The sequence below is a fragment of the Pseudomonas sp. UBA5568 genome (genome assembly GCF_002425525.1).
Taxonomy (GTDB): Bacteria; Pseudomonadota; Gammaproteobacteria; order Pseudomonadales; family Pseudomonadaceae; genus Aquipseudomonas; species Aquipseudomonas fulva.
In genome coordinates this window covers 39,125-55,335 of sequence record NZ_DIMK01000043.1, presented here as the reverse complement: position 1 = coordinate 55,335, position 16,211 = coordinate 39,125, and the positions used below count along the sequence as shown (strand labels likewise).

Genomic DNA, 16,211 nt, shown 5'->3' with positions numbered 1-16,211 from the left:
GCAAACGGCCTCCCAAGGGAGGCCGTTTCGATCCAGTCATCGGCGCCAGGCGCCGATCAGATCAGCAGCTGTAGTACAGCTCGTATTCCAGCGGATGGACGAAGGTACGGACCTTGATTTCTTCTTCGCTCTTGAGCTCGATGAACGCGTCGATGAAATCATCGGAGAACACGCCGCCCTTGGTCAGGAACGCACGGCCCTTGTCCAGCTCTTCCAGGGCTTCCTTCAGGCTGCCGCACACCTGTGGGATGTCCTTGGCCTCTTCAGGCGGCAGGTCATACAGGTTTTTGTCGGCTGCATCGCCTGGGTGGATCTTGTTCTGGATGCCGTCCAGGCCAGCCATCAGCAAGGCCGCGAAGGCCAGGTACGGGTTAGCCGATGGGTCTGGGAAGCGCGCCTCGATACGGCGGGCTTTCGGGCTGCCGACATAAGGGATACGGATCGAAGCCGAACGGTTGCGTGCCGAGTAGGCCAGCATCACGGGTGCCTCGAAACCTGGGACCAGACGCTTGTACGAGTTGGTCGACGGGTTGGTGAAGCCGTTCAGGGCCTTGCCGTGCTTGATGATGCCGCCGATGAAGTACAGGGCGGTGTCGGACAGGCCGGCATAGCCTTCACCTGCGAAGGTGTTCTTGCCGTCTTTCCAGATCGACATGTGCACGTGCATACCCGAGCCGTTGTCGCCGTACAGCGGCTTCGGCATGAAGGTAGCGGTGCGGCCGTAGGCGTCGGCAACGTTGTGCACGACGTACTTGAGGGCCTGGACTTCGTCGGCCTTCTTCACCAGGGTGTTGAACTTGACGCCGATTTCGTTCTGGCCGGCAGTGGCCACTTCATGGTGGTGCACTTCGACCAGCTGGCCCATCTCTTCCAGTGCGTTGCACATGGCAGTACGGATTTCGTGGTCGTGGTCGAATGGCGGTACTGGGAAGTAGCCACCTTTGACGCCTGGGCGGTGGCCTTTGTTGCCGCCTTCGATATCGGCACCGGTCATCCACGAGCCTTGCTCGGAGAAGATCTTGAACATCGAGCCGGAGATGTCCGACTGGAACTTCACTTCGTCGAAGATGAAGAACTCAGGCTCCGGGCCGGCGAACACGGTGTCACCGATGCCAGTGCTCTTGAGGTATTCCTCGGCGCGCTTGGCGATCGCACGTGGGTCACGGTCGTAGCCCTGCATGCTCGACGGGTCGACGATGTCACAGGTGATGATCAGCGTCGGCTCTTCGGTGAACGGGTCCAGAACGGCAGTCTCGTCTACCGGCATCAGGATCATGTCGGAGGCTTCGATGCCTTTCCAGCCAGCGATGGAGGAGCCGTCGAACATCTTGCCGACTTCGAAGAAGTCTTCGTCCAACGCATCACGCGCCGGCATGGTCACGTGGTGCTGAGTACCTTTGGTGTCCGTGAAACGCAGATCAATCCACTTGACGTCATGATCTTTGATGAGCTGAACCGACTTCGACATGTTGTCCTCCGGATGGTCTAGGGCACGGTTGGCCGCCGCCCTGGAAAAAGGGTGTTGCCGGGCGCGGATAGTCGGCCAAGCTTACCTGCCTCACAAGGGAGCAAATTGCATGCCAGTGCCCGAAAATGGCGAGGCCGGGACAGAAGGGGGCGTTTGTGGGCATCTGGCTGGGGCTGCAGGGAGAAATGTGCACCCTTACGATGCGATTTTTTTAATTGTCGCACCAATAAGGTGCATTGGGTCGAATGGCGTTGAATGGGATCGTACTCGACGTATGAGGCCGACTGGATGCAATGGGCCGTCTGTCCAAGATCGCGGATACCGCCTTCAAGCCCCGACGCGCGGTGTCTGAAGTTGGCTTCCTGCATTTTTCTGCAAGCTTCTGCTCAAAAGTTGGTCAAATCCTGAGCAATTTCCGATATAATTCGCGCCCCTCATTTTCGGCAGGCCCTGCGCGCGCTGTAAACCAATGAAACTTATCGTCAAAGTCTTCCCAGAGATCACCATCAAGAGCCGGCCGGTGCGCAAGCGCTTCATCCGTCAGCTCGCCAAGAACATCCGCAACGTGCTCAAGGATCTGGATCCTGAGCTCGTGGTCGATGGTGTCTGGGACAACCTCGAGGTAATCACCCGCATCGAGGACGAGAAGGTTCAGCGCGAGATCGTCGAGCGCCTGACCTGTACACCGGGTATTACCCACTTCCTGCAGGTCGAGGAGTACCCCCTGGGCGACTTCGACGACATCGTCGCCAAGTGCAAGCAGCACTTCGGCCACCTGCTGGCCGGCAAGCACTTTGCGGTGCGTTGCAAGCGCGGTGGGCACCACGACTTCACGTCGATGGACGTCGACCGCTACGTGGGCAGCCAGCTGCGCCAGCAGTGCGGTGCGGCCGGCATCACGTTGAAGAACCCGGAAGTGCTGGTACGCATCGAAATCCGCAACCAGCGCCTGTTCGTGATCCACAACCAGCACCAAGGGATTGGCGGCTACCCGCTGGGCGCCCTGGAGCAGACCCTGGTCCTGATGTCCGGCGGGTTCGACTCTACCGTGGCCGCCTACCAGATGATGCGTCGCGGCCTGATGACGCACTTCTGCTTCTTCAACCTCGGCGGACGTGCCCACGAACTGGGCGTGATGGAAGTGGCACACTTCCTTTGGAAGAAGTACGGCAGCAGCCAGCGCGTGCTGTTCATCAGCGTACCCTTCGAGGAAGTGGTCGGCGAGATCCTCAACAAGGTCGACAACAGCTACATGGGCGTCACCCTCAAGCGCATGATGCTCCGTGCCGCGGCGCGAATGGCCGAGCGCCTTGAGATCGACGCGCTGGTGACTGGCGAAGCCATATCCCAGGTATCCAGCCAGACCCTGCCGAACCTGTCGATCATCGACTCGGCCACCGACAAGCTGGTGCTGCGCCCTCTGCTGGCGACCCACAAGCAGGACATCATCGACCAGGCCAACGCCATCGGTACCGCCGATTTCGCCAAGCACATGCCCGAATACTGCGGCGTGATTTCGGTGAACCCGACTACCCATGCCAAGCGTCACCGCATGGAGCACGAAGAAAAGCAGTTCGAGATGCAGGTACTCGAGCGCGCCATCGAGCGCGCCAAGTTCATCTCCATCGACCATGTGATCGATGAGCTGGGCAAGGACATCGAGATCGAAGAAGTGGCCGAGGCATTGCCGGGCCAGATCGTCATCGATATCCGCCACCCCGACGCCCAGGAGGACGAGCCTCTGGCGATCGACGGTATCGAAGTCCAGGCGCTTCCGTTCTATGCCATCAACAGCAAGTTCAAGCACCTGGACCCCACGCGCCAGTACTTGCTGTATTGCGACAAAGGTGTGATGAGCCGTCTGCACGCACACCACCTGCTCAGTGAGGGACATGCCAATGTGCGTGTTTATCGTCCGGCATAAGACGCCAGGGCTGTATGGCGGCAGCATCCGCCATCGCCCTCCCGACCTGCGGGCCCGCTGAGCCTCAAACGTACTTATTCGCCGCCTACACTGGCGGCAACCGAATCCTCTGATCGAGATACAGTTGTGATCGAAAATCTGCGTAACATCGCCATCATCGCCCACGTTGACCATGGCAAAACCACCCTGGTAGACAAACTCCTGCGCCAGTCGGGCACGCTCGAGCGTAACGAGCTCAACGACGAGCGCGTGATGGACTCCAACGACCAGGAAAAAGAGCGCGGCATCACCATTCTGGCGAAGAACACCGCCATCAACTGGAACGGCTACCACATCAACATCGTCGACACCCCCGGCCACGCCGACTTCGGTGGCGAGGTTGAGCGTGTGATGTCGATGGTCGACTCCGTGCTGCTGCTGGTCGATGCCCAGGACGGCCCGATGCCACAGACCCGCTTCGTGACCAAGAAGGCCTTCGAAGCTGGCCTCAAGCCAATCGTGGTCATCAACAAGGTCGACCGCCCGGGCGCGCGTCCTGACTGGGTTCTGGACCAGATCTTCGATCTGTTCGACAACCTGGGCGCCACCGATGAGCAGCTGGACTTCAAAGTCGTCTACGCCTCGGCCCTGAACGGCATTGCCGGCCTGGACCACACCGACATGGCCGAAGACATGACCCCGCTGTACCAGTCGATCATCGACAACGTACCTGCGCCTTCGGTTGACCGTGACGGCCCGTTCCAGATGCAAATCTCGGCACTGGACTACAACAGCTTCCTGGGTGTGATCGGCGTTGGCCGCATCGCCCGTGGTCGCGTCAAGCCGAACACCCCGGTTGTCGCCATCGACACCAATGGCAAGAAGCGTAACGGCCGTATCCTCAAGCTGATGGGCCACCACGGTCTGCACCGCGTCGACGTTGAAGAAGCCCAGGCTGGCGACATCGTCTGCATCAGCGGTTTCGACGAGCTGTTCATCTCCGACACCCTGTGCGACCCAACCGCCGTCGAAGCGATGAAGCCACTGACCGTTGACGAGCCAACCGTGTCCATGACCTTCCAGGTCAACGACTCGCCGTTCTGCGGCAAGGAAGGCAAGTTCGTCACCAGCCGGAACATCAAGGACCGTCTGGACAAGGAACTGCTGTACAACGTAGCCCTGCGCGTTCAGGAAACCGATTCTCCTGACAAGTTCAAGGTATCGGGCCGTGGCGAGCTGCACCTGTCGGTGCTGATCGAAACCATGCGTCGCGAAGGCTTCGAGATGGCCGTGGGCCGTCCGGAAGTGATCATTCGTGAAGTCGACGGCGTCAAGCAAGAGCCGTTCGAAAACGTCACCATCGACATCCCTGAAGAATCCCAGGGCAAGGTCATGGAAGAGATGGGCCTGCGTAAGGGCGACCTGACCAACATGGTTCCGGATGGCAAGGGCCGTGTGCGCCTTGAGTACAACATCCCGGCCCGTGGCCTGATCGGCTTCCGTAACCAGTTCCTGACCCTGACCAACGGTGCAGGCATCCTGACCTCGATCTTCGATCGCTACGACACCATGAAGTCGGGCCAGATGTCCGGCCGTCTGAACGGTGTACTGGTGTCGGTCGAAACCGGCAAGGCCCTGACCTACTCCCTGGAAACCCTGCAAGCGCGCGGCAAGCTGTTCGTCGAGCACGGTCAGGAAATCTACGGTGGTCAGATCATCGGCCTGAACAGCCGCGACAACGACCTGGGTGTGAACCCGACCAAAGGCAAGAAGCTCGACAACATGCGTGCTTCGGGCAAAGACGAAGTCATCGCCCTGGTACCGCCAGTGCGTCACACCCTGGAACAGGCCCTGGAATTCATCCAGGACGACGAGCTGTGCGAAGTCACGCCGAAGTCGATCCGTCTGCGCAAAAAGATCCTGGACGAAGGCGAGCGTACCCGCGCTGCCAAGAAAGCCAAGAACTGAGTTAGCTCAGGCTGAATGAAAACGCCCCCGGTCGAAAGGCCGGGGGCGTTTTTGTTTGTCTGGCGACTCGTTGTCCTGTCGGTGGCCAGCTAGGCTCCAGCGGTATGCAAATACCGACAGGTTATCGACCCCATTGGGTCTTAGCGCCCAACCACCTTCGGCTTGTACGCACAATACCCCGGCCGTGGCCCGACCTTCGGATGGTTGCGGCAGGTGTCGGGGCGCTTGTCATAAATGGTGCACAGGCGGCTCTTACGATCCAGGTACATGCAATCGTCGTTGCTCATGCGCGTCAGGGTGAAGATGCCCGACTTCTGGTTGAAGCGCTCGATGATGCCTTCTTTCTGCAAACGCTTGGCCACGTTTTTAGGCGGCTCGTCTTTTTCGAATTCATCCACCACGCCGATGCGGATCAGGTCCTTGATCTTGACCTCCACCGGCAAGGTGCAGCAAGTTGAATGGCAGCCGCCGCACATGTGGCTGGCATAGCGCTGCCAAGTCTCCAGGCGGTCGACTTCGGCAGCGGCGATCAGGGTCGTTTTCATCGTTTTATGAGGCGGATCACGGTATAGGGCGCGCGATGATACCGGAATTGCTCAATTTATGAACAATTTTATGACCGGTTGCATGCGGCCACGCAAATACTCGAACACTGGTGATTGCGGCCGGTCGAAGCGTCTAGGCTCAACATTTGCTTTCTGCTCTTGTCCATTTGCCCCGAGGATGACGCATGTCCCAGGAACCCAAAGCGCGTGACGCTGAAGTCGCGGATTTTCGCGCTGCAGTGCTGGATAAACTTACCTATGCCGTCGGCAAGGACCCGGAGCATGCTTTCGACCATGACTGGTTCGAAGCCATCGCCCTGGCTGCGCGCGACCATATGGTCGATCACTGGATGGACCATACCCGGCAATCCTACCGACGCAGTCAGAAGCGGGTGTATTACCTCTCCCTGGAGTTCCTGATCGGTCGGCTGCTGTATGACAGCCTGAGCAACCTGGGCTTGCTGGACATCGCGCGCGACGCGCTGGATGGCCTGAACGTGGACCTGGAGCGCATTCGCTTGCTTGAGCCCGACGCGGCGCTGGGCAACGGCGGTTTGGGCCGGTTGGCAGCGTGCTTCATGGAAAGCATGTCAACGCTGGGCATTGCCGCGCATGGTTACGGTATCCGCTACGAGCACGGGCTGTTCCGGCAGGCCATGGTGGACGGTTGGCAGCAGGAACAGACGGAAAACTGGCTGGATTTCGGCAACCCATGGGAATTCGAGCGGGCCGAAGTCATCTACCCCATCAGTTTTGGTGGCAGCGTCGAAACGGTCAGCGACACGCATGGCAACCAGCGCCAGGTGTGGTCTCCCAGCGAAACCGTCCGGGCGGTGGCGTACGACACGCCGGTCGTTGGCTGGAGAGGCTCCAGCGTCAATACCTTGCGCCTGTGGCGTGCACGGGCGCTGGAGGAACTGCACCTGGAGCGCTTCAACGCAGGGGACCACCTGGGCGCGGTTGCCGAGGTGGCGCGCGCCGAAAGCATCTCCCGCGTACTGTATCCGGCCGACAGTACCGAGGCTGGCCAGGAGCTGCGCCTGCGCCAGGAGTATTTCTTCGTGTCGGCATCGCTGCAAGACCTGCTGCGTCGGCACCTGAACATGCATGACAGCTTGCTCAACCTGCCCGACGCGGCGGCTATCCAGCTCAACGATACCCACCCCTCCATCGCCGTGGCCGAGCTGATGCGATTGCTGGTCGACGAACATCAAATCCCCTGGGACACCGCCTGGGAAGTGACCGTGGGCACCTTGGCCTACACCAACCACACCTTGCTGCCCGAGGCCCTGGAAACCTGGCCGGTGGCCCTGATGGAGCGCATGCTGCCCAGGCACATGCAGATCATCTACCTGATCAACGCCTACCATATCGATTCGTTGCGTGCCAAAGGCATGCATGATTTCGACCTGCTGCGTGCCGTGTCCTTGATCGAAGAAGACAACGGCCGGCGGGTGCGCATGGGCAACCTGGCGTTCCTTGGCTCACACAGCGTCAATGGCGTATCGGCGCTGCACAGCCAGTTGATGAAGAGCACGGTCTTTTCCGAGCTGCACAAGCTGTACCCCCAGCGGATCAACAACAAGACCAACGGCATCACCTTCCGCCGCTGGCTCTATCAGTCCAACCCCCAACTGACCGGCATGCTGGTGGAGGCATTGGGCCCCGAGCTGCTGGACGACCCTGAGCGCCTGCTGACCGGGCTGGTTCCGTTCGCCGACAAAGCCAGTTTCTGCAAGCAGTTCGCAGCGCAGCGGCTGCACAGCAAGCGTGCATTGGCGAGCATCATCCAGGATCGCGTGGGCGTTACGGTGAACCCGGAAGCGATGTTCGACGTGCAGGTCAAGCGCATCCACGAGTACAAGCGGCAACTGCTCAACCTGCTGCACACCGTAGCGTTGTACCAGGCTATTCGCCACGACCCGGGTACGCACTGGGTACCCCGGGTCAAGATCTTCGCGGGCAAGGCAGCGGCCAGCTACCATCAGGCCAAACTCATCATCAAGCTGACCAACGACATCGCCCGGGTGGTCAACAACGATCCCACCGTGCGCGGCCTGCTCAAGGTCGTGTTCCTGCCCAATTACAACGTAAGCCTGGCCGAAAGCATCATCCCGGCGGCGGACCTTTCCGAGCAGATATCCACGGCCGGCTACGAGGCCTCGGGTACCAGCAACATGAAGTTCGGCCTCAATGGCGCCCTGACCATCGGCACCCTCGATGGCGCGAACGTGGAGATGAGCGAGCAGGTCGGCCCCGACAACATGTTCATCTTCGGCTTGACGGCGCAGCAAGTGGAAGCGCGCAAGCGCGCCGGCGATTTCGGCGCCTCGGCTGCCATCGCGGCCTCCGGGCGCTTGAACGACGTGTTGCAGGCCATCCGCAGTGGTGTGTTTTCCTCGGACGACCCTTCGCGTTACACCGGTCTGATCGATGGCCTGATTGGCTACGACCGCTTCATGGTCTGTGCCGATTTCGATGCCTACTGGGACGCTCAGCAGCGGGTGGAAGACCTGTGGCACAAGCCGCAGCAGTGGTGGCGTATGGCAGTGCTGAACACGGCACGCATGGGCTGGTTCTCGTCGGACAGGACCATCCGCGAGTACGCGACCGAGATCTGGAAGGCGCTGGACTGACACAGGGCAGGCCAGGTGGGCACCGCCACCTGGCTCGTCGACGTTGCCAGCAGCAGCGATCACAGGCCGCCCGGCGCCAGCATGGGGCCGGGCAGCCCTGTGCCGACCGTCGGCCTGGCGAGCGCTGAACTCCCGATCCATTGTGCCGTCTGACAGCCGTGGCGAGTCTCATCGCTCGCTAGCCCGCCGCTCTCCCTGTAAACTGCGTGGGTTTTCCATCCCCAATCCTGTTGGAGCCATACATGTCCCGCGTTACCCTGAGTCGCTATCTGATTGAGCAGACCCGCAGCAACAATACCCCTGCCGATCTGCGCTTCCTGATCGAAGTGGTGGCGCGTGCGTGCAAGGAAATCAGCCATCACGTGTCCAAGGGCGCCCTTGGCGGTGTGCTGGGCAGCATGGGCACCGAAAACGTCCAGGGCGAAGTCCAGAAGAAGCTGGACGTCATCTCCAACGACATCCTGCTCGAAGCCAACGAATGGGGCGGTCACCTGGCCGGCATGGCGTCCGAGGAAATGGACAACGCCTACCAGATTCCGGGTCGCTACCCCAAAGGTGCCTACCTGCTGGTCTTCGACCCGCTCGACGGCTCCTCCAACATCGACGTCAACGTGTCGGTCGGTACCATCTTCTCGGTACTGCGTTGCCCTAACGAGTACCTGAGCCAGAACGAAACCCTGAACGAAAATGCCTTCCTGCAGCCGGGCACCGAGCAGGTTGCGGCCGGCTACGCCATCTATGGCCCGCAGACCATGCTGATTCTGACCCTGGGCAACGGCGTCAAGGGCTTCACCCTGGACCGCGAACTGGGTAGCTTCGTGCTGACCCACGAGAACATCAGCATTCCGGAAACCACCGCCGAATTCGCCATCAACATGTCCAACCAGCGTCACTGGGAAGCCCCGGTACAGCGCTACGTGGGCGAGCTGCTGGCAGGCGAGACCGGCCCGCTGAAAAAGAACTACAACATGCGTTGGATCGCCTCGATGGTGGCCGACGTACACCGTATCCTCACCCGTGGCGGCCTGTTCATGTACCCGCGCGATGCCCGTGAGCCGAGCAAGCCGGGCAAGCTGCGCCTGATGTACGAAGCCAACCCGATGTCGTTCATCATCGAACAGGCCGGTGGCGCGTCCACCAACGGCTACGACCGCATCCTCGACATTCAGCCAGAGAGCCTGCACCAGCGTGTGTCGGTGATCCTGGGCTCGAAGGAAGAGGTTGAGCGCGTCACCGCCTACCACAAGGAGTAAGTCATGCTCGCACCTTGGCAGCCTTTGCTGGAATGGTGGTTCGGTTGGGGCACCAGCGCCCAGGCCGTGGCTGACGAGAAGAGCGCCCAATGGTTCGGCAAGCATCACGACGCCGAGGCCCAGGCGCTGTTCGGTGAGCTTGTCGACCAGGCCTTGGGAGGTGGGCTCGACGAGTGGCAGCAGAGCCCTCAGGGCTGGCTTGGGCTTCTGCTACTGCTCGATCAGCTGCCACGCATGATCTACCGCGACACGCCACGTGCGTTCGAGGGTGATCGGCGTGCGCAAGTGGTCGCCCTTCAGGGGTTGCAGAAGGACTGGGATTATCAGTTGCTCCCGATCCAGCGGGTATTCGTGCTGCTGGTGCTCGAGCATGCCGAAGTGCTGGACTGGCAGAACATGTCCGTCGAGCGCTACCAGGTGCTGCTTGACGAGCAACCTGAAGCCAACCGTCGGTTGTTCGAAGGCTTCCTGGATTATGCCCAGCAACACCAGCGGGTAATCGAGCGGTTTGGCCGGTTCCCGCACCGCAACCTCGTGCTGGACAGGCCCAGTACCAGTGAAGAGATGGATTTTCTGCTCGAGCCGGGTTCCAGGTTCTGAAGCAGCGCCCTACGTCCAATGACTGAGGCCGCCCTCCATGGGCTAATGCGATTGACTTGACACCATTGGGGCCGCACAGCGGCCCCATTAGTGTCTGCTGTTTCAGACCCGGCCCAGGCACGTAAAACCCCATATTGAACACACCAAGCCCCGGGCGGCTCATTCGAATAAGCCATTTTCCCGATCAGCGGTAGCGGTCTTGGGCAGGTCCAACAGGGAACCTGGGAGGCATTTTCCCGTCGAAGGGCACTGCAGGCCACTCGCCTGCTCCCTCGTTCAGGAGTGTCTTCATGTCGTTGCGTTCCCTCGCCCTGTTGTCGCTGTGTGTCGTGCTCGCCGCCTGCAGCAAGATCAATCAGGAAAACTATTCCAAACTCAAAGCCGGCATGAGCAAGGCCGAGGTCGAGCAATTGCTCGGCACGCCGACCGAGTGTTCTGGCGCCTTGGGCATGAGCAGTTGCACGTGGGGGGACGAGCGGAGCTTCATCAGCGTGCAGTACGCGTCGGACAAGGTCTTGATGTATTCGGGGCAGGGTCTCAAATGAGGGCTGCCGGTCTACTGTTGGGCCTGTGCCTGACCCTCTTGCTCGGCGGGTGCGCGGGGTCGATGAACGACCCGCTTGCACCGAAGACCGCGGGGCAGGTGGATCTCAAGCGTTACCAGGGCAAGTGGTACGAGCTTGCACGCTTGCCCATGCGCTATCAGGCCGGCTGCGAACAGTCGGAGGCCCATTACAACCTCAAACCCGACGGGTCATTCGGTTTGCTGAACCGCTGCCGCACCCTGGGTGACGAGTGGCTGCGTGCCGAAGGCCGTGCCTACATCGAGGCGCCAGGGCATACCGACAGGCTGTGGGTGGAATTCGACAACTGGTTCACACGGCTGGTCCCTGGCGTAGCCAGGGGCGAATACTGGATCTTGTATGTGGACGAGCGCTACCGCACCGCGGTTGTCGGCAGCCCGGACCGCAAGTACTTGTGGATTCTGTCACGCACGCCCAGCTTGCCGGCCTGGGAGCGCGAACACTTGCTGGCCAAGGCCCGCCAGCAGGGCTACGACACCAGCCGGTTGATCTGGCGAGCTTCCGACCAGCAGATCGTCAAGATGCACTGAGTGGGTTGCAGGCGTGGTGGGCGGAAGCGAACGTCATGCCTACCCGGGGCCTGCTGTAGCGCCTCAGCTCGAATCGCGGCCGCCGCTAAGCGGCCTTGGTCGGGTCATCCCAAAAGCTGCCGCAGTACCTGAGCGAATGCCGCGCGGCTTTGCTCCTCTTGCAGATGATGGCCTTGGCGTACCACCCATTGGCCATTGACCATCACGTCGCGAACCTGCCGGTCACCGCCGGCAAACAGCCACCGATTGAGAATGCCATCACCGTCGGCCATGGCGATGTAGGGGTCCTGATCATCAAGCACCAGCCAGTCGGCGCGCTTGCCTACAGCCAGTTCGCCAATGGGCTGACCCAGCGCCTGTGCACCCCCTGCCCACGCAGCGTCGAGCAAGGTGCGCCCGACCATCGGTTGGTCGCGGCGATGCAAGCGGTTGCGTCGCTGGTCGCGCAGGCGCTGGCCGTACTCCAGCCAGCGCAGCTCTTCAACCACGCTTAGCGAGACATGGCTGTCCGAACCAATCCCCAGGCGCCCGCCCTGTGCCAGGTAGTCCGTGGCCGGGAAAATGCCGTCGCCCAGGTTGGCTTCGGTCGTCAGGCACAATCCCGCCACGGCGCCGCTGCGGGCCATGGCTGTCACTTCGTCCGGCTGGGCGTGTGTGGCGTGCACCAGGCACCAGCGCTCATCCACGGCCACGTGCTCATACAGCCATTGCAAGGGTCGCAGGCCGCTCCAGGCCAGGCAGTCATCGACTTCCCGTTGCTGCTCGGCAATATGAATGTGCACCGGGCATTTGCCGTCACTGGCCGCCAATACCTCGGCGATCTGCCCAGGCGTCACGGCCCGCAGCGAGTGAAAGCACAAGCCCAGCCCCTGCGCCGGTTGCGCGGCCAGCAGCGGCGCCAATTGCGCCTGCAAACGCAGGTAGTGGTCGGTGGACTGGATGAACCGGCGCTGGCCATCGCTTGGCGTTTGGCCGCCAAACCCTGCATGGCTGTAGAGTACCGGCAGCAGGGTCAGGCCGATGCCGCTCTGCGTGGCCGCTGCGCTGATCCGGCGAGACAACTCGGTCGGGTCTGCATACGCATTGCCTGCCTGGTCATGGTGCACGTAATGGAATTCCGCCACCGCGGTATAGCCCGCTTTGAGCATCTCGATGTAGAGCTGGCGGGCGATGACCTGCAGCTGCTCAGGCGTGATCTGCCCGACCAGCCGGTACATGAGGTCGCGCCAGGTCCAGAAGCTGTCATTGGGGTCGCCGACGACCTCGGCAAGCCCGGCCATGGCCCGCTGGAACGCGTGGGAGTGCACATTCGGCATACCGGGAAGTAGGGGCCCCGCCAGACGCTCTGCGCCGTCGGCGCAGGCGCCGGCTTCAATGCGTGTCAGGAACCCGTCCGTACCGACGTCTAAGCGCACGTCTCGGGCCCACCCCGTAGGCAACAAGGCGCGTTGGGCAAAATAGGCGGGCATTGCAGGCTCCTGTTCTTGTTGGCTTGTATATACATATACAGGCGTTTGCCTGCCGGGTAAACTCCGGCAAGCTAACGCTCATTTCTTATGCACAAGGATTTCTCGCCGTGCCGACACCTCCTGCCAACGCGCTGGTTGCCCCCATGGGCGAAGGCCCGGCGCCGCTGTACGCGCGGGTCAAACAGATGATCAAGCAGCACATCGACGACGGTAGCTGGCCGCCGCATCACCGTGTGCCCTCGGAAAGCGAACTGGTCAGCCAACTGGGCTTCAGCCGCATGACCATCAATCGCGCCCTGCGCGAGCTCACAGCCGAGGGGCTGTTGGTGCGCATGCAAGGTGTCGGCACCTTCGTAGCCGAGCCCAAAGGCCGCTCGGCGCTGTTCGAAGTGAACAACATCGCCGACGAAATCGCCGCACGCGGGCACCGGCATAGCTGCCAGGTCGTGGTGCTTGCCGAGGAAGCTGCAGGTTCCGAGCGAGCGCTGGCCTTGAACATGCGCGAAGGTCAGCGGGTATTTCATTCGCTGATCGTGCATTTCGAGAACGATACCCCGGTGCAGATCGAAGATCGCTACGTCAATGCGGCCGTGGCGCCCGAATACCTTCTGCAGGACTTCACCCGTCAGACGCCTTATGCCTATCTGTCCCAGGTAGCTCCGCTGACGGAGGGCGAGCATGTGGTCGAGGCGATCCTGGCAGAGCCTGAAGAATGCCAGCTCCTGCAAATCGAACGCGGCGAGCCATGCCTGCTGATCCGCCGCCGTACCTGGTCCGGGCGCCAGCCGGTCACGGCCGCGCGCCTGATTCACCCCGGTTCGCGCCATCGCCTGGAAGGACGTTTTGGCAAATGAGCCGATTGCATGTGTTGCAGGCGCGGGACTATCCGCGCATGCCCTGGAAAAACGGCGCTGGCTTCACCGAGGAAATCGCCCGTGACCACGGCAAGGGCCTGGACGGTTTTGGCTGGCGCTTGTCGATTGCCGATATCCAGGCGTCGGGCGCCTTTTCGAGCTTCGCCGGCTACCAGCGGATCATCACCGTGCTGCAGGGCGATGGCATGCGTCTGTGGGTAGACGGCCAACTCAGCCGGCCGCTGCTGCCATTCGACGGGTTTGCGTTCGAGGGGGCAAGCGAGGTCGATTGCCACCTTATCGGCGGGCCGATTCGTGATTTCAACCTCATCTACGCACCGCAGCGCTATCGGGCGCGCTTGCAATGGCTGGAAGGTTTCAACCGTTTGCACACCTCGGCCTCGACCGTGCTGCTGTTTGCCGCCAGCCAAGCGGTAGAAGTGGCGGCGGGGCACCAGGCCCTGCAATTGGGGCGTCATGACTGCCTGCAACTGGAAGGTAACGAAGCGTTGCTGGCGTTGGACGTACAGGGGCAGTGCTGCCTGATCGAACTCGATCCCCGTTGAGCTGACCCTGGGCTGGCATCGCTTGCGGCGTCAAGGTCTGCGAATTTCACTTGTCCATGCTTGTACATACAAGTAAAGATGTGTTTGTATTGCTCCACGACACATCTGCTGCAGCCGACCGCAAAGGACATTCCCGTGACCGACAACAACAAATACCGTGACGTTGAAATCCGTGCCCCGCGTGGCAATACGCTCACTGCCAAAAGCTGGCTGACCGAAGCGCCACTGCGCATGTTGATGAACAACCTCGACCCGCAGGTCGCCGAGAACCCCAAGGAACTGGTGGTGTACGGTGGCATCGGCCGGGCCGCGCGCAACTGGGACTGCTACGACAAGATCGTCGAAACCCTGACCCGTCTGGAAGACGACGAAACCCTGCTGGTCCAGTCCGGCAAGCCGGTCGGCGTGTTCAAGACTCACAGCAACGCACCACGCGTGCTGATCGCCAACTCGAACTTGGTCCCTCACTGGGCCAGCTGGGAGCACTTCAACGAGCTGGACGCCAAAGGCCTGGCCATGTATGGCCAGATGACCGCTGGCAGCTGGATCTACATCGGCAGCCAGGGCATCGTCCAAGGCACTTACGAAACCTTCGTCGAGGCGGGTCGCCAGCACTACGGCGGCAGCCTCAAGGGCAAGTGGGTGCTGACCGCAGGTCTGGGTGGCATGGGTGGGGCCCAGCCACTGGCCGCGACCTTGGCCGGGGCTTGTTCGCTGAACATCGAGTGCCAGCAAAGCCGTATCGATTTCCGCCTGCAAACCCGCTACGTCGATGAGCAGGCCACTGACCTGGACGATGCCCTGGCGCGCATCGCCGGTTACACCGCCGAAGGCAAGGCCATTTCCATTGCCTTGCATGGCAATGCGGCCGACGTGTTGCCTGAGTTGGTCAGGCGCGGGGTGCGGCCAGACATGGTCACCGACCAGACCAGCGCGCATGACCCGCTCAATGGCTACCTGCCCGCCGGCTGGACGTGGGAGCAGTACCGCGACCGCGCCCAGACCGACCCGGTGGCCGTGGTCAAGGCTGCCAAGCAGTCGATGGCCGTGCATGTACAGGCCATGCTCGATTTTCAGCAGCAGGGCGTGCCCACCTTCGACTACGGCAACAACATTCGCCAGATGGCCAAGGAAGAAGGCGTGGCCAATGCGTTCGATTTCCCAGGTTTCGTGCCGGCTTACATCCGTCCACTGTTCTGCCGGGGCATCGGCCCCTTCCGCTGGGCAGCGTTGTCCGGCGAAGCCGAAGACATCTACAAGACCGATGCCAAGGTCAAGGAATTGATCCCCGACGACGCCCACCTGCACCGCTGGCTGGACATGGCCCGCGAGCGCATCAGCTTCCAAGGCTTGCCGGCCCGCATCTGTTGGGTAGGGCTGGGGCTGCGGGCCAAGCTGGGCCTGGCGTTCAACGAAATGGTGCGCAGTGGCGAGCTGTCGGCACCGATCGTGATCGGGCGCGACCATCTCGATTCGGGCTCGGTCGCCAGCCCCAACCGCGAAACCGAAGCCATGCGCGATGGCTCCGATGCGGTCTCCGACTGGCCATTGCTCAATGCCCTGCTCAATACCGCCAGTGGTGCCACCTGGGTGTCGCTGCACCATGGCGGCGGTGTCGGCATGGGCTTCTCCCAGCATTCGGGCATGGTCATCGTCTGTGACGGCAGCGACGAGGCGGCGGCTCGTATCGCTCGCGTGCTGGCCAATGACCCAGGCACCGGTGTCATGCGTCACGCCGATGCCGGTTACGCTATCGCCATTGAGTGCGCGCAAGCGCAGGGGCTGGACCTGCCGATGATCACCGGCTGATCACCTCCCTCTGCAATGCACCCCAC

The 16,211-nt window shown here is 61.5% G+C and carries 13 protein-coding genes; 10 read left to right on the top strand and 3 right to left on the bottom strand.

Going from position 1 to position 16,211, the window contains the following annotated elements; all coding sequences use genetic code 11:
* Positions 1-61: 61 nt before the first annotated feature.
* A complete protein-coding gene (gene glnA, locus B2S33_RS13545) occupies positions 62-1,468 on the bottom strand; it encodes a type I glutamate--ammonia ligase (RefSeq protein ID WP_023532915.1) in 1,407 nt (468 codons plus the stop codon).
* A gap of 469 nt (positions 1,469-1,937) precedes the next feature.
* Here glnA and thiI point away from each other — a divergent pair, with 469 nt between their 5' ends.
* Both thiI and typA read left to right on the top strand, forming a co-directional pair.
* The gene (thiI, locus tag B2S33_RS13540) at positions 1,938-3,392 is read left to right on the top strand and encodes a tRNA uracil 4-sulfurtransferase ThiI (protein WP_027914071.1); all 1,455 of its coding nucleotides are present in this window, start codon (positions 1,938-1,940) and stop codon (positions 3,390-3,392) included.
* A 126-nt stretch (positions 3,393-3,518) separates the two neighbouring features.
* Positions 3,519-5,339, top strand: a complete 1,821-nt coding sequence (gene typA, locus B2S33_RS13535) for a translational GTPase TypA (protein ID WP_023532979.1) — start codon at positions 3,519-3,521, stop codon at positions 5,337-5,339.
* Positions 5,340-5,479: 140 nt separating this feature from the next.
* Here typA and B2S33_RS13530 read toward each other — a convergent pair whose 3' ends face one another.
* On the bottom strand, positions 5,480-5,884 hold the full coding sequence (locus B2S33_RS13530) for a YkgJ family cysteine cluster protein (RefSeq protein WP_016712459.1): 405 nt from the start codon (positions 5,882-5,884) through the stop codon (positions 5,480-5,482).
* A gap of 185 nt (positions 5,885-6,069) precedes the next feature.
* Between B2S33_RS13530 and B2S33_RS13525 the strand changes: the two genes are divergently transcribed.
* The 5 genes from B2S33_RS13525 to B2S33_RS13505 all read left to right on the top strand — a co-directional run bounded on the left by B2S33_RS13525 (position 6,070) and on the right by B2S33_RS13505 (position 11,487).
* Positions 6,070-8,520, top strand: a complete 2,451-nt coding sequence (locus tag B2S33_RS13525; RefSeq protein ID WP_288650479.1) for a glycogen/starch/alpha-glucan phosphorylase — start codon at positions 6,070-6,072, stop codon at positions 8,518-8,520.
* Between the two features lie 242 nt (positions 8,521-8,762).
* Positions 8,763-9,773, top strand: a complete 1,011-nt coding sequence (locus B2S33_RS13520; protein WP_023532920.1) for a class 1 fructose-bisphosphatase — start codon at positions 8,763-8,765, stop codon at positions 9,771-9,773.
* 3 nt (positions 9,774-9,776) lie between these two features.
* Positions 9,777-10,373 carry a DUF924 family protein gene (locus tag B2S33_RS13515; protein ID WP_288650478.1) on the top strand — a complete coding sequence of 199 codons (597 nt, stop codon included), beginning with the start codon at positions 9,777-9,779 and terminating at the stop codon, positions 10,371-10,373.
* Positions 10,374-10,663: 290 nt separating this feature from the next.
* Positions 10,664-10,918: an outer membrane protein assembly factor BamE domain-containing protein gene (bamE, locus tag B2S33_RS13510; RefSeq protein ID WP_027914068.1), complete on the top strand. Its 255-nt coding sequence runs from the start codon at positions 10,664-10,666 to the stop codon at positions 10,916-10,918.
* Positions 10,915-11,487 carry a lipocalin family protein gene (locus B2S33_RS13505; protein ID WP_027914067.1) on the top strand — a complete coding sequence of 191 codons (573 nt, stop codon included), beginning with the start codon at positions 10,915-10,917 and terminating at the stop codon, positions 11,485-11,487. Before bamE ends, B2S33_RS13505 begins: the two co-directional genes overlap by 4 nt.
* A 104-nt stretch (positions 11,488-11,591) precedes the next feature.
* Here the strand turns inward: B2S33_RS13505 and B2S33_RS13500 are convergent, their stop codons facing one another.
* On the bottom strand, positions 11,592-12,956 hold the full coding sequence (locus B2S33_RS13500) for a formimidoylglutamate deiminase (protein WP_104925717.1): 1,365 nt from the start codon (positions 12,954-12,956) through the stop codon (positions 11,592-11,594).
* Positions 12,957-13,099: 143 nt separating this feature from the next.
* Between B2S33_RS13500 and hutC the strand changes: the two genes are divergently transcribed.
* The 3 genes from hutC to hutU all read left to right on the top strand — a co-directional run bounded on the left by hutC (position 13,100) and on the right by hutU (position 16,185).
* The gene (hutC, locus tag B2S33_RS13495) at positions 13,100-13,810 is read left to right on the top strand and encodes a histidine utilization repressor (RefSeq protein WP_173645899.1); all 711 of its coding nucleotides are present in this window, start codon (positions 13,100-13,102) and stop codon (positions 13,808-13,810) included.
* Positions 13,807-14,376 (top strand): HutD family protein, encoded by a 570-nt coding sequence (locus B2S33_RS13490; RefSeq protein WP_059183449.1) that lies wholly within the window; start codon positions 13,807-13,809, stop codon positions 14,374-14,376. Before hutC ends, B2S33_RS13490 begins: the two co-directional genes overlap by 4 nt.
* 135 nt (positions 14,377-14,511) lie before the next feature.
* Complete coding sequence (gene hutU, locus B2S33_RS13485) at positions 14,512-16,185, top strand: urocanate hydratase (RefSeq protein ID WP_197873969.1); 1,674 nt, start codon at positions 14,512-14,514, stop codon at positions 16,183-16,185.
* The last annotated feature ends 26 nt before the right edge of the window (positions 16,186-16,211 follow it).

What these genes read in the sequence shown, in the direction of transcription:
- glnA (WP_023532915.1), bottom strand. Translation starts at nt 1,468, where the DNA reads ATGTCGAAGTCGGTTCAGCTCATCAAAGATCATGACGTCAAGTGGATT.
- thiI (WP_027914071.1), top strand. Translation starts at nt 1,938, where the DNA reads ATGAAACTTATCGTCAAAGTCTTCCCAGAGATCACCATCAAGAGCCGG.
- B2S33_RS13530 (WP_016712459.1), bottom strand. Translation starts at nt 5,884, where the DNA reads ATGAAAACGACCCTGATCGCCGCTGCCGAAGTCGACCGCCTGGAGACT.
- B2S33_RS13525 (WP_288650479.1), top strand. Translation starts at nt 6,070, where the DNA reads ATGTCCCAGGAACCCAAAGCGCGTGACGCTGAAGTCGCGGATTTTCGC.
- B2S33_RS13520 (WP_023532920.1), top strand. Translation starts at nt 8,763, where the DNA reads ATGTCCCGCGTTACCCTGAGTCGCTATCTGATTGAGCAGACCCGCAGC.
- B2S33_RS13515 (WP_288650478.1), top strand. Translation starts at nt 9,777, where the DNA reads ATGCTCGCACCTTGGCAGCCTTTGCTGGAATGGTGGTTCGGTTGGGGC.
- bamE (WP_027914068.1), top strand. Translation starts at nt 10,664, where the DNA reads ATGTCGTTGCGTTCCCTCGCCCTGTTGTCGCTGTGTGTCGTGCTCGCC.
- B2S33_RS13505 (WP_027914067.1), top strand. Translation starts at nt 10,915, where the DNA reads ATGAGGGCTGCCGGTCTACTGTTGGGCCTGTGCCTGACCCTCTTGCTC.
- B2S33_RS13500 (WP_104925717.1), bottom strand. Translation starts at nt 12,956, where the DNA reads ATGCCCGCCTATTTTGCCCAACGCGCCTTGTTGCCTACGGGGTGGGCC.
- hutC (WP_173645899.1), top strand. Translation starts at nt 13,100, where the DNA reads ATGGGCGAAGGCCCGGCGCCGCTGTACGCGCGGGTCAAACAGATGATC.
- B2S33_RS13490 (WP_059183449.1), top strand. Translation starts at nt 13,807, where the DNA reads ATGAGCCGATTGCATGTGTTGCAGGCGCGGGACTATCCGCGCATGCCC.